The organism is Paraconexibacter sp., from assembly GCF_041602235.1.
Classification (GTDB): domain Bacteria; phylum Actinomycetota; class Thermoleophilia; order Solirubrobacterales; family Solirubrobacteraceae; genus Paraconexibacter.
Map to the genome: position 1 here is coordinate 1 of NZ_JBFIGP010000090.1, position 12,700 is coordinate 12,700.

Annotated in this window: 13 protein-coding genes and 1 pseudogene; 10 read left to right on the forward strand and 4 right to left on the reverse strand. The window is 72.2% G+C overall.

The genetic code is table 11. The annotated features are described in order from the left end of the window. The 6 genes from ABYE80_RS09335 to ABYE80_RS09360 form a co-directional block, all read left to right on the forward strand. Positions 1-1,237, forward strand: a 1,237-nt coding sequence (locus ABYE80_RS09335; protein ID WP_372790005.1) for a DNA translocase FtsK, incomplete at its 5' end; no start/stop codon positions are given. A gap of 55 nt (positions 1,238-1,292) precedes the next feature. Next, positions 1,293-2,102 (forward strand): helix-turn-helix domain-containing protein, encoded by an 810-nt coding sequence (locus ABYE80_RS09340; RefSeq protein ID WP_372790006.1) that lies wholly within the window; start codon positions 1,293-1,295, stop codon positions 2,100-2,102. Further along, positions 2,099-3,436: a competence/damage-inducible protein A gene (locus tag ABYE80_RS09345; protein ID WP_372790007.1), complete on the forward strand. Its 1,338-nt coding sequence runs from the start codon at positions 2,099-2,101 to the stop codon at positions 3,434-3,436. Before ABYE80_RS09340 ends, ABYE80_RS09345 begins: the two co-directional genes overlap by 4 nt. A 155-nt stretch (positions 3,437-3,591) precedes the next feature. Beyond that, on the forward strand, positions 3,592-4,701 hold the full coding sequence (gene recA / locus ABYE80_RS09350) for a recombinase RecA (protein ID WP_372790008.1): 1,110 nt from the start codon (positions 3,592-3,594) through the stop codon (positions 4,699-4,701). Further along, positions 4,698-5,189: a regulatory protein RecX gene (locus ABYE80_RS09355; RefSeq protein WP_372790009.1), complete on the forward strand. Its 492-nt coding sequence runs from the start codon at positions 4,698-4,700 to the stop codon at positions 5,187-5,189. Before recA ends, ABYE80_RS09355 begins: the two co-directional genes overlap by 4 nt. Before the next feature lie 129 nt (positions 5,190-5,318). Continuing rightward, on the forward strand, positions 5,319-5,861 hold the full coding sequence (locus ABYE80_RS09360) for a hypothetical protein (protein ID WP_372790010.1): 543 nt from the start codon (positions 5,319-5,321) through the stop codon (positions 5,859-5,861). A gap of 19 nt (positions 5,862-5,880) precedes the next feature. Here the strand turns inward: ABYE80_RS09360 and ABYE80_RS09365 are convergent, their stop codons facing one another. Beyond that, positions 5,881-6,375 (reverse strand): SHOCT domain-containing protein, encoded by a 495-nt coding sequence (locus ABYE80_RS09365; RefSeq protein ID WP_372790011.1) that lies wholly within the window; start codon positions 6,373-6,375, stop codon positions 5,881-5,883. A 298-nt stretch (positions 6,376-6,673) separates the two neighbouring features. Here ABYE80_RS09365 and rny point away from each other — a divergent pair, with 298 nt between their 5' ends. Then, positions 6,674-8,092, forward strand: a complete 1,419-nt coding sequence (gene rny, locus ABYE80_RS09370) for a ribonuclease Y (protein ID WP_372790012.1) — start codon at positions 6,674-6,676, stop codon at positions 8,090-8,092. On the opposite strand, the gene ABYE80_RS09375 is transcribed toward rny, so the two are convergent. Then, entirely contained in the window at positions 8,093-8,704 is a 612-nt protein-coding gene (locus ABYE80_RS09375; RefSeq protein WP_372790013.1) for a TetR/AcrR family transcriptional regulator, read from the reverse strand. It lies immediately after the preceding gene. A gap of 46 nt (positions 8,705-8,750) precedes the next feature. Here ABYE80_RS09375 and ABYE80_RS09380 point away from each other — a divergent pair, with 46 nt between their 5' ends. The 3 genes from ABYE80_RS09380 to ABYE80_RS09390 are packed head-to-tail and all read left to right on the forward strand — an operon-like array spanning position 8,751 to position 11,954. Then, complete coding sequence (locus ABYE80_RS09380) at positions 8,751-9,704, forward strand: alpha/beta hydrolase (protein WP_372790014.1); 954 nt, start codon at positions 8,751-8,753, stop codon at positions 9,702-9,704. Beyond that, on the forward strand, positions 9,701-11,038 hold the full coding sequence (gene miaB / locus ABYE80_RS09385; protein WP_372790015.1) for a tRNA (N6-isopentenyl adenosine(37)-C2)-methylthiotransferase MiaB: 1,338 nt from the start codon (positions 9,701-9,703) through the stop codon (positions 11,036-11,038). The genes ABYE80_RS09380 and miaB overlap by 4 nt, the downstream gene beginning before the upstream one ends. A gap of 10 nt (positions 11,039-11,048) precedes the next feature. Continuing rightward, positions 11,049-11,954 (forward strand): RimK family alpha-L-glutamate ligase, encoded by a 906-nt coding sequence (locus tag ABYE80_RS09390; protein WP_372790016.1) that lies wholly within the window; start codon positions 11,049-11,051, stop codon positions 11,952-11,954. A 10-nt stretch (positions 11,955-11,964) separates the two neighbouring features. Here the strand turns inward: ABYE80_RS09390 and ABYE80_RS09395 are convergent, their stop codons facing one another. Further along, positions 11,965-12,375, reverse strand: a complete 411-nt coding sequence (locus ABYE80_RS09395; RefSeq protein ID WP_372790017.1) for a single-stranded DNA-binding protein — start codon at positions 12,373-12,375, stop codon at positions 11,965-11,967. Positions 12,376-12,471: 96 nt separating this feature from the next. Further along, a pseudogene (locus tag ABYE80_RS09400) lies at positions 12,472-12,700 on the reverse strand (oxidoreductase); the annotation flags it as partial.

Sequence of the window (12,700 nt, forward strand, 5' to 3'; positions counted from 1 at the left end):
GGTGACCCTCGGCGACGTGTACGAGGACGCGCCCGACAGCTTCTCGCCCCTGACCGTGTGGCTCGGCAAGGACGTCTCCGGCAAGGCGATCCCCGCCGACCTCGCGAAGATGCCGCACCTCCTGGTGGCCGGAACCACGGGTGCCGGCAAGTCCGGGTGCGTCAACGCGATGCTGTCGTCGATCCTGCTGCGCGCGACGCCCGATGAGGTCCGGCTGGTGCTCGTGGACCCCAAGCAGGTCGAGCTCAACCACTACGAGAACGTCCCGCATCTCCTGACGCCCGTCATCACGTCGCCGCGCAAGGCCGCCAACGCCCTGCAGAACCTCGTCAAGGAGATGGAGTGGCGCTACGGGATCATGGCGATGGCCCGCACCCGGTCGCTGCCGGAGCTCAACAAGCACCGCAGGCACAACGGCGAGCCGTCCCTGCCCTACATCCTCTGCGTCATCGACGAGCTCGCGGACCTCATGATGGTCGCGCCCGGCGACGTGGAGGACTCGATCATCCGCATCGCGCAGAAGGCGCGCGCGGTCGGCATCCACCTCGTGCTCGCCACGCAGAGCCCGCGCGTGGACGTCATCACGGGCATGATCAAGGCCAACGTCCCGTCCCGCATCGCGTTCTCGGTCTCCTCGCAGACCGACTCGCGGGTCATCCTCGACCAGAACGGGGCGGAGTCGCTGCTGGGGCAGGGCGACATGCTCTTCAACCCGGTGGGCTCCAGCCGGCTGCAGCGGATCCAGGGCGCCTACATCGACGAGTCGCAGATCGAGGCGCTGACCTCCTGGTGGGCCAAGCAGGGCGAGCCGGAGATCCGCGAGGACCTCCTGGAGGAGGTCGAGCCGGAGGCCAAGGACGAGTCGGCCGAGGACGACGGGTTCGACCCCGACGAGGATCCGCTGCTCGGCGACGCGATCCAGCTGGTCGTCGAGATGGGGACCGCCTCGACCTCGATGCTGCAGCGGCGACTGCGCCTGGGCTACACCCGCGCCGGGCGGCTCATCGACATGCTCGAGCGGCGCGGCATCATCAGCGGGTACGAGGGGTCCAAGCCGCGCCAGGTGCTCGTCACGGAGAGCGATCTGCCGCGCGTGCTCGCGGCCCTGGCCGACCGTGGTGACGTGGCGGGGGATCCGGGCGACGACGTTCCGCCCCCGGCCGCCCCCGCGCCGATGGCCGACGAGATCCCCGACGCGAGCGCGATTCTCGGCGACGCCGACTCCGACGGCGCGTGAGCCCGCCGTGACCGTGACCGGGTGGACGGGGCCGGGCCGGTAGCCTGCAGCGTCCATGGCGGACATCGGGGCCACCCTGCGGGAAGCGCGCATGCGCGCTCGGATCGACATCTCGGAGGTCGAGGCCGAGACCAAGATCCGGGCGAAGTACCTGCGCGCGCTCGAGAACGAGGAATGGGACCTGCTCCCGGGTCCCACGTTCGTCAAGACCTTCCTGCGGACCTACGCCGATGTCCTGGGCCTGGACTCCAGGCTGCTCGTCGAGGAGTACAAGCTGCGACACGAGCGGCCGTTCGAGGGCGAGCTGCGTCCGATCGGCCCGCCGCAGCCCGGGCGTCGCCGTCCCAAGCCCCAGGGCATTCCGCGAGGCTACGTCGTGGGGCTCGTGCTCGTCCTCCTGCTGGGCAGCCTGTACCTGCTGGGTCGCGGCAACAAGGACGGCGGCGGGCTCACCGCCGGCGGCACGACGACCTCCACCACCACACAGCCCGCCTCGACGCCCGCGGCCACACCTGCGCCCGCGAGCGGCACCTCCACGACGAAGAAGCCGACGAAGAAGGCGACGACGGCGCCGTCCTCGAAGCTCGTGCGCCTCCAGATCGTCCCGACCGGCCCGGTGTACGTCTGCCTCGAGGCTGCCGGCAACCGGCGCCTCATCAACGGCGTCATCCTCGACACGACGAGCGAGACCGAGACGTACCGCTCGTCGCGGTTCCGGATCACGCTGGGCAACTCCGCGGTACGCCTGAAGATCAACGGCAAGACCCGTTCGGTGGCCGACACCGCCGAGGGCGTCGGCTACGAGATCACCTCCGGCGGCAAGCGGCGCACGCTGTCGGCCGCCCAGCGTCCGGTCTGCGAATGAGCACCGGCGAGACCCGACCCCCGGTGTCCGGGGTGCGCGCCGGGATCGTGGTGACCGGGACGGAGGTCCTGACCGGACGCGTCGTCGACCGCAACGGGCCGTGGCTGGCGGAGCGGCTGCGCGAGCTCGGTGTCGATCTCGCCCACATCGCGGTCGTCGGGGACCGTCCGCAGGACATCACCGGCGCGCTGCGGTTCTTCCGGGCGGAGGGCGTGGACCTCGTCTGCACCAGCGGGGGGCTCGGTCCGACGGAGGACGACCTCACCGCACAGGTCGTGGCGGACTTCCAGGGTCGCGCCATGCACCTCGACGAGGCGTTGGAGCGCCGCATCTGGGCGATCCTCGAGCCGTTGCTCACGCGGTGGCCCGACCTGGACGCCGACGCGCTGCGGCACTCCAACCGCAAGCAGGCGGTCGTCCCCGACGGAGCCACCGTGCTGGAGCCGGTCGGGACGGCACCGGGCCTCGTCGTGCCGCCCGCCGAGGGCGCCGACGGCCCGACGGTGGTCGTGCTCCCGGGGCCGCCGCGCGAACTGCAGCCGATGTGGGGCGCCGCGGTCGAGACCGCGCTCTTCCGGGACGCCGTGACCGGGGCGACGGAGTACCGGCAGCACATGCTGCGCCTGTTCGGGATCCCGGAGTCGGAGATCGCGGCGACGATGCGCCAGGCCCGGGAGGCCGGGATCCCGCTCGACGACCTCGAGATCACGACCTGCCTGCGCCGGGGCGAGGTCGAGATCGTCACGCGCTACGAGCCCCGGTACCAGACCGTGTACGAGGCCTTCGACGCGGTGATCCGCGAGCGGCACGCCGACACGCTCTTCTCGGACGACGGGACATCGGTCGACCTCCAGGTCGCCGCCCTGCTGCGCGGGGAGCGCGACGCCGCCACCACGGCCCGCACCATCGCGGTGGCCGAGTCGTGCACCGGAGGGCTGCTGCTGGGCCGGCTCACGGACCTGCCAGGAGCCTCGGACTACGTGCTCGGAGGCGTCGTGGCGTACTCCGACGACGCCAAGCAGCGGGTCGCCGCTGTGGACCCGGCCCTCATCGTGCAGCACGGCGCGGTCTCCCAGGCCGTGGCGGAGGCGCTGGCCGACGGCGCCCGCTCGGTCTTCGGGGCGGACGTCGGCGTCGGGGTGACCGGTATCGCGGGGCCCGGGGGCGGGACCGACGAGAAGCCCGTGGGGCTCGTGTGGTTCTCGGCCGCCGGCCCCGACGGCGCGCGGTTGACCCGGTCGATCACGGTCCCGGGGTCGCGGACCGACGTCCGCGACCGATCGACCACGGTCGCGCTGCACCTGGTGCGCCGACTGCTTCTCGGCGAGCGCTGAGTCCCCGCGGACTGCGCGCCGTCCGGTCGCAGAATCGGCGCCGAACCGATACGAACACGTGTTTCCATGGCACGTGGCGCGGGGTAGCGTCCCTTCCGTCCGAACCGAGGCCCATGATGGCTTCCGAACCACTGCGACGAGAGGTACACCCCGAGATGTCCGTGACCGCTGACGAGAAGGCCGCCAAGGCCCGTAACGACGCCCTGCAGGGCGCCCTGACCCAGATCGAGCGCCAGTTCGGCAAGGGCTCCGTCATGCGGATGGGCGACGACGGTGCTCGCGTCCGGGTCGACGCGATCCCGACCGGTGCCCTGTCGCTGGACCTGGCGCTCGGGATCGGTGGCGTCCCGCGCGGCCGGATCGTCGAGGTGTTCGGTCCGGAGTCCTCCGGCAAGACGACGCTGATGTACCACGTCATCGCGGAGTGCCAGCGGATGGGCGGCGTCTGCGCGTTCATCGACGCCGAGCACGCGATGGATCCGCTGTACGCGCAGCGGATCGGCGTGGACATCGACGAGCTGCTCGTCTCCCAGCCCGACTACGGCGAGCAGGCGCTCGAGATCGCGGACATGCTCGTGCGCTCCGGCGCTGTCGATCTCATCGCGGTGGACTCCGTCGCCGCGCTGACGCCGCGCTCCGAGCTGGAGGGGCAGATGGGGGATACGACCGTCGGCCTCCAGGCCCGGATGATGAGCCAGGCGATGCGCAAGCTCGCCGGCAACCTGAACCGGACGCAGACGATCATCCTGTTCACGAACCAGATCCGCGAGAAGGTCGGCGTCATGTTCGGGTCGCCGGAGACGCAGCCCGGCGGTCGGGCGCTGAAGTTCTACTCGTCGCAGCGCCTGGACATCCGCCGTATCGAGACCCTGAAGGAGGGCACCGAGGCGGTCGGCAACCGGGTGCGGGTGAAGGTCGTGAAGAACAAGGTGGCGCCGCCGTTCCGGCAGGCCGAGTTCGACATCGAGTTCGGCAAGGGCATCTCGAGCTCGGGATGCATCCTCGATCTCGGTATCGAGCACAACGTCGTGCAGAAGTCGGGATCGTTCTTCTCCTACGACGGGGAGCGCCTCGGGCAGGGACGCAACAACGCGAAGGCGTTCCTGGACGAGCACCGCGAGATCGCCCTGGAGATCGAGAGCAAGGTGTACGACGCCCTGGGTCTCAGCCGCGACGGAACTCCCCCGGCGGTGGACGTCGACGTCACCGATGATGTCCCCGCCGCCGAGTCGGAGGCCGTGGAGGCGTCCGCCTCGAGCTCGTGACACCGGAGGCTCGCCTGAAGGACCCCGAGGCTCGCCTGCAGCACGCGCTCGACGTCTCCTACCGGTACCTCGGGTACCGGGACCGGACGGTGCTCGAGGTGCGCAGGCACCTCGAGGGCAAGCGGGTCGAACCCTCGACGATCGACGAGGCGCTCACCACGCTGCTCGAGCAGGGGTACCTGGACGATGCCCGGTTCGCGCGGCAGTTCGCCGAGGACCGGCGCACCCTCGACGCGTGGGGCTCGGACCGCATCGAGCGCAAGCTCGCGCAGGCCGGGGTGGACCCGGAGCTGATCGCCGTGGCACTCGGCGCGCAGGACGGCGACGCCGAACTGGAGGCGGCGGTGGCCCTGCTCCAGCGCCGCTACCGGACGGCGCCGGAGAACGACCGTGAGCGAGATCGCGCCTTGGGCATGCTCGTGCGCAAGGGGTATGGGCTCGAGCTCGCGTACGACGCCGTACGCGCCTTCGAGCGCACCGCCGCCTGACCGCTGCGCCGAGCCCGCGCCGCCGACGCCACGAGCGTACCCAGCCCTCGTTCCGGCGCGCACTGCTCCGCATCCGTTCTGCGGGAAAACCACGTACCGACCTGTTTGCGGTTCGTCATCGTCCACACGATGCTCCCCACTCGGATCCCCACCTACCTCCGGCGCCTGGCCGTGGTCGCCGTCCTGGGCCTCACCGGCGCCCTGACCGCCTGCGGCGACGACGACGCCACCACCGCCAGCCCGACGGCGACGGCTCCCGCCGCGTCCGCTCCCGCCGCCAAGCTCGACAAGAAGACGGACACCGCCGCCACCGCCGCGGCAGCGAGCGCGGACAAGGTCTCCGCTGCCGATCTCGAGTCGCAGAGCGCCGCGATCGAGGAAGGGTTGAAGAGCGCCGGGTTCTCGCCGAGCAACCTCGGGGAGGTCGGTGAGGCCAAGGCCGACATCGTGGTCGACACGTCCTGGGCGGTCTACGTCTACGAGAGCGACCGAGCAGCGGCCGAGTTCGCGGTGTCCCTGGCGGAGATCCGCGAGGGCCCCGGCAACTACGAGCTGTTCCGCATCGACAACCGGGTCTACTACGTGTCGATGACCACCGCGCTCAGCGACGCCGACAGGGAGAAGCTCGACGCGATCGCGACGGCTGCCGAGGGTGCCGTCGCCGCGGGCTGACGCGGTCCTGACGCGCCCCTCAGAGTTCGCCGAGCAAGCGGGCCTTCTGCTCGGCGAACTCCTCCGGCGTGACGATCCCCTCGTCGCGCAACTCCGCCAGGCGGCGCAGCTTCTCGATCGGGTCCTCGGACGGAGTCCCCGGGGCGCCGATCTGGTCGGGCGTCCCCGGCGTGACCGTCCCCTCCGTGAACGCCCGGACCATGGCGCTCGGGTCGAAGGTCGCGAATCCCCCCGAGGCCGCATCGGCGATCAGGCGGTCCAGGCCGAGCGCCTCGAGTTGCGCGCGGGCCTGCGGCGGGAGATGGGCGAGGACGTCGCGGCCGCTGCCGTCGTACGTCGTGGTCTGCGGGACGCCATCGGCGCCCACCGTGGTGGACTGCACGTGGACGGACGACGCCGGGCGGACCACCGCCTCGGACGGTGGAGCCGAGCCCAGGCCGCCGGGCACCCCGGGCAGACCTCCGATCGTGGTCTGCTCGTCCTTCCTGCGACCGAAGAGATCCCGGAGTCCCATGCCCTGATCGTGCCCTGCCGGTCGCGCCGACGCAAGAGGACGTGCGCCCCGGCCAAGCCGTCCGCCGGGTCCATGCCGCCCGGTAGCATCGGACCAGCGACGTACCGGGCCGGGACCGGCCTTCCGAAACCAGCACCCGCAGCAGTACCCGACACCCGCAGACCACCACGCCCACCACGACACCGCGGCCCCGGACCGCACCGCACCTCAGGTCGCACCGACCCGTCCGTCGCTCCCAACGCCACATCGGAGACCGACCGCGCGAGTGTTCCCGCGTCGTCGGGGAGAGGACACGGACATGGAACTCGTCATCGGGGCGGCCGTCATCGCGGCAGGCATCGTCTTCGCGGCGCTCGTGCACGGGAGACCGCGCACCCAGGCCGCCGGCGTGGGTGGGGTCCCGGGGCTGGGAGGCGTCCCCGCGGCCCGGCTGCAGGGCGGACCGGTCCCGGCGGCGCACGACCCGCTGGCACGGCGGCTGGACGAGCTGGAGGAACGCGAGCGGGCCCTCCGGGAGCGCGAGACCGAGCTCCGTGAGCGCAGCGAGGAGCTGGACGAGCTGCGTGAGAAGCGCGTGCGCGCGCTCGAACGCGCGAGCGGGCTCACGGCCGGTGAGGCCAAGCAGGCGCTGCTGAAGGAGGTGGAGGACCAGGCCCGCCACGACCGCGCGCGCCTGCTGCGGCAGATCGAGGAGGAGACCAAGCGCGACGCCGAGCGTCGCGTGCGGTCGATCCTCGCCGTGGCCATGCAGCGACTCGCGGCCTCCCACGCGGCCGAGACCACGGTGTCCGTGGTCCAGCTGCCGAGCGACGACATGAAGGGCCGCATCATCGGCCGCGAGGGTCGCAACATCCGCGCCCTGGAGAACCTGACGGGGGTCGACTTCATCATCGATGACACCCCCGGAGCGGTCGTCCTGAGCGCGTTCGACGGCGTGCGACGGGAGATCGCCCGGATCACGCTGGAGAAGCTGCTGCAGGACGGCCGCATCCACCCCGCACGTATCGAGGAGACGTACTACCAGTCGAAGTCCGAGCTCGAGAGCCACATCGACGACGCGGGGGAGGCCGCCGTGCTCGACGCGGGCGTCCAGGGCCTCGATCCCGAGCTGACGCGGACACTGGGACGGCTGAAGTTCCGCACGAGCTACGGCCAGAACGTCCTCGCGCATTCGGTCGAGTGCGCCAACCTCGCTGCGACGATGGCCCACGAACTCGGGGCGAGCGCCAAGACCGCGCGCCGGGCGGCGCTCCTGCACGACATCGGCAAGGCGGTCACGCACGAGATCGAGGGACCGCACGCGCTCGTGGGCGGGGACCTCGCCCGGCGCCACGGCGAGCCCGAGGCGGTCGCGCACGCGATGGAGGCCCATCACAACGAGGTCGAGCCCCAGACGGTCGAGGCCGTCATCGTGCAGGCGGCGGACGCCCTCTCCGGGGCGCGCCCGGGCGCCCGCGGCGAGTCGCTGGACCTGTACGTCAAGCGGCTGCGCGAGCTCGAGCACCTCGCCGCGCGCCACGAGGGCGTCGACAAGGTCTACGCGATGCAGGCCGGTCGGGAGATCCGCGTGATCGTCGCACCGGCCGAGGTGACCGACGACGGCGCCGCCGAACTCGCCCGGCAGGTCGCCCGCGAGATCGAGCAGGAGCTCGAGTACCCCGGGCAGATCAAGGTCACGGTCATCCGGGAGTCCCGGGCGGTCGACTACGCCAAGTGATCAGAGGCCGGCCGCGAGGATCCGCGTGGCGGCCGTGACGAACGCCGGCTCATCGGCGTCCGGCGGCGGGTGCAGCACGACGCGGTGCGACCACGACTCGACGGCCTCCACCAGGAGCCGCGCGGTGAGCGCCGGGTGCTGCGGAGGGTCCGGGCGGCGTGCCAGCCACGTCGCCACCATCCGCGCCGCGGCGTCCTCCAGCGCCTGGCCCCGGGCACGAACCGCCTCGGTCAACGGGGTCTCCTCGAACAGCAGCCGGTGCAGCCGGGGCCTGTCGCGGTGCAGGTCGAGCATCGCGACGAGCACCTCGCGCAGGACGACCTCGGGCTCCACGTCCGCCAGGTCGCCGTCGAGACGGGCCAGCACGGGCAGCAGGCGCTCCGCGCCGTCCGCGAGGTGACGGAGCGCGACCGCCTCGACGATCGCGTCCTTGTCGTCGAAGTACTGATAGACGCTGCCGATGCTCACGCCCGCGCGCTCCGCGATCCGGTTGGTGGTCCCGGCGCCGTAGCCGTGCCGCTCGAAAACCTGAGCAGCCGCCTCGACGACGGCCTCGACCGTGGCACGAGAACGTGCCTGTGACGGGACGCGCCGGGCGGACGGACCGGTCATCGAAACGCGAGTTGGCAGAACATGAGGGATTGCTCAGACTATCTGCATGCCGACCTACGCATGCGACGCCCGCGCCTGGCGGTCCTATCGGGACCACCTCCCGCCGTCGCTGCGGCTCGGTAGCGAGGATCTCCCGCAGGAGTGCTCGTGGTCCTGGGACGGACTGGCCGTGCACCTCGACCGCTACGAACGCCCGGACAGCCCGCTCACGGTCGTCGTGGTCCACGGCGCCGGGGGATACGGCCGGCTCCTGGCCCCGTTCGGCCGGATGCTCGCGGACGCCGGCGCCGACGTCGTCCTGCCCGACCTCCCGGGGTACGGGCTGACGGCCTGTCCGCCCGGGCGCATGCGGTACGAGACCTGGGTCACGTGTCTGGTGGACCTCATCGACGCGGAGCGTGCCCGGACCGGGCGTCCGGTGGCCCTCTTCGGCATGAGCATGGGCGGCATGCTCGCCCTGCACGCCGCGATGGCCGCGCCGGTGGGCGCGGTGGCCGGGATCGCCGCCACGACCCTCATGGACCCGCGGGACCGTCGCGTGCGTCGTGGCGCCGGACGCCTGCCCACACCCGCGGCCCTGCTGCGGACCGGGGTCGCGGACCGGCTGCGCCTGCCGATGCCGCTGCTGGCCCCGATCGAGCGGATGAGCAGCGTCCGCCCGATCAACCGCCGCTGTCTGGTCGACCCGCAGGGTGGGGGCAACCGCGTGCCGATCGGCTTCCTGCGGTCGTGGCTGACCTACGCCCCGGCGTGCGAGCCCCAGGAGTTCGATCGCTGCCCGGTCCTGCTCGCCCACCCCGTGCGGGACCGCTGGACGCCGACCGAGTGGTCCCGTGACGTGCTGGACCGACTCGCGGTGCCCACGACGTTCGTGCCGCTGCAGGGGTGCGAGCACCTGCCGGTCGAGGAGCCCGGCCTCACCACGCTGCGCGAGGCGCTGCGGGACTGGCTCGGAGCGGTGGCGCCCGGTGCCGCATCGCTACCCTCCGGGGCGGCATGAAGCGCTACCACGTCACCACCTTCGGGTGTCAGATGAACGAGCACGACTCCGAGCGGATGAAGGGCATGCTCGAGACGCTCGGCTACGGCGAGGCACCCGATCCCGACGACGCCGACCTGCTGCTCTTCAACACCTGCTCCATCCGCGAGTCCGCCGACTCGCGGTTCGTCGCCCACCTCGGTCACGCCAAGCGCCGCAAGCGCGAGAACCCCGACGTGCTGATCGGCGTCGGCGGCTGCTGGGCGCAGTCCGTCAAGGACGAGGTCTTCCAGAGGTTCCCGTTCGTCGACGTCGCCTTCGGCCCCGGCCAGATCCACAAGCTCGCCGAGTTCCTGACGTCGGACTCGCTCACCGCGCAGGGCTACTTCGAGTTCGAGGACTTCCCGGCGCAGTTGCCGACGAAGCGCGCCAAGGACCTGCACGCCTGGGTCCAGATCAGCGTCGGATGCAACCAGCGGTGCTCCTACTGCATCGTGCCGTCGACGCGCGGCCGCGAGTCCTCCCGTCCCTTCGACGTGATCGTCGACGAGGTGCGCCGGCAGGCGGCCGACGGCGTGCGCGAGATCACCCTGCTGGGCCAGAACGTCAACGCCTACGGACGCGATCTGCGGGTGGGAGGGAAGGCCAGCCCCCGCACGTTCGCGGAGTTGCTGCACGCGGTCGACGCCGTGGACGGCATCGAGCGGATCCGCTACACCAGCCCGCACCCGCAGGACATGAAGGAGGACGTGATCCTCGCGCACCGTGACCTCGAGAGCGTCTGCCCGCACATCCACCTGCCGCTCCAGTCCGGCTCCTCGCGGATCCTCAAGGCGATGCGGCGGACCTACAACCGGGAGCGCTACCTGGACCGCGTCGCGATGATCCGCGAGCACGTCCCGGACACCGCGATCACCACCGACATCATCGTCGGCTTCCCCGGCGAGACCGAGGAGGACTTCGAGCAGACGCTCCAGGTCTGCGAGGAGGTCGGCTACGACGGCGCGTTCACCTTCATCTTCTCCCCGCGCCGTGGCACCGAGGCCGCCGGGATGACGGAGGGGCTCGTGCCGCACCCGGTGAAGGTCGAGCGCATGGAGCGTCTCGTCGAGGTGGTGCAGCGCCGCGCCCACGACCGCGCGCAGCGGTTCGTCGGCCGGACGATCGACGTGCACGTGGAGGGCCCCTCGCGGACGGATCCGTCGCGGCTCCGCGGCCGGTCCCCGCACAACAAGGTCGTCAACTTCACGGGGGTCGCGACCCCGGGGGAGATCGTCCCGGTCGAGATCCTGGCGGCGACCAGCCAGACGCTCGCCGGTGAGGCGTCCCTGCTGGCGACGGCGACGGCCCGCTGATCTCGCCGCCGTGACCGACATCCTCTTCGCCAGTTGCGACGGACTGCCGGCCCTCGACGAGGACAGCGCTCCGCTGCGTGACGCGCTCACCGAACGGGGCGTGGTGTCCCGCGTGGCGGCCTGGGACGACCCGTCCGTCGACTGGTCCGCGGCACGGGTCGTGATGGCCCGCTCGACCTGGGACTACGCCGAGCGCCGTGAGGCCTTCGTCGCCTGGGCCGAACGCGTCGAGGCCACCGGCGTCCCGCTGTGGCCGGACGCGCAGACCATCGCCTGGAACACCGAGAAGAGCTATCTGCGGCACCTGGCCGCGGGCGGGCTGCGTACGGTGCCCACCGTGTGGGTCGACCCGCAGGACGACCCGGCCGCCGTCCCGGACCGGATCCGGGACCGCGGCTGGGACGACGCGATCGTCAAGCCGCAGATCGGCGTCGGCGCGATCGGCCTGCGGCGGTTCACCGGCCTCGCAGGCGACGCTGCGCAGGCGACCGGCATGGTGGAGCACACCCGCGAGCTCCTCGGAGCGGGCGGGGCGATGGTCCAGCCCTACCTGCCCGGCGTCGCCGAGCACGGCGAGCTGTCGGTCTTCTTCGCCGCCGGCCGCCTGACGCACGCGATCAGGAAGCGTGCGGCCGCCGGCGACTTCCGCGTGCAGCCGGAGCACGGGGGCACCCACGAGCTCGTCCGGCCCGAGCGCGACGAGCTCGACACCGCGACCTGGGCGGTCGCGGCGGTCGCCGCCCGCTTCGGCGAGCCGCCCCTCATCGCCCGCGCCGATCTCGTGGCCGACCTCGAGGGCCGCCCCGCGCTCATCGAGCTCGAGCTCATCGAGCCGAGGCTGTTCCTGCGGGGCCACCCCGAGGCGACCGACGCGATCGCGGACGCGGTGCTCGAGCGCCTCGCCGTGCTGCGGTAGGCGGTCGGCCTCAGGCGGCCTCGGGTGCCGGCACCGGACCGGCGGCCTCCGCCCCCGTGCCGCCCTGCTCCGGCACGGGGGCCGCTGGGATCAGCAACGCGGCGCGGACATCGGTCGGGCGTACGGAGTCGGCGTGGACCTGGATCCGCGCGCGGGCGTTGGGGTCCTCGAGCCGGCCGGGCTCCCACGACAGGCTCCCCTCGATGGCGACCGGCCTGCCCTTGCGCAGCCCGGCGGCGCAGCGTTCGGCGAGGGCACCCCCGACGACGACGTCGAAGTGGTTGGGTCGTCCGACCCAGTCGCCGTCGCCGGACCTCCGCAACGTCGTCACGAGCAGCGCGAGGTGACAGATGCCGGCCTCCACGACCGGGTCGGCGGTGAGCTCGCCCTCGAGGACGACGCGGTTGATGTTGGCGGGCACGGAGCCTCCTGTGGGTCGATGAGCGGCGGCCGGGGGCGTGCCCGGCCCTGCTCCCACGAGGCGTGCGGCGGCCCGGCTCGCCCCCGACGTGGCGCCTCAGCGCTTGCGGGTCTGCCCCGCGGAGACGTCGGCCGCGACCTTCTCGGCCCCCATCACGCGGTTGAACCGGGCGGCCGTCGCAGGGGCGACGCTGGCGAACTTGGCACCGAGCTTGATCGACAGCGGCGCCACGTCGATCTCGCCGCGGTCCTCCTGCACCGCCGTGGCGACCGCCTCGGCGACGTCCTCGGGGCTCGACGTGCCGACGCCGCGCGGGAGCTCCGCA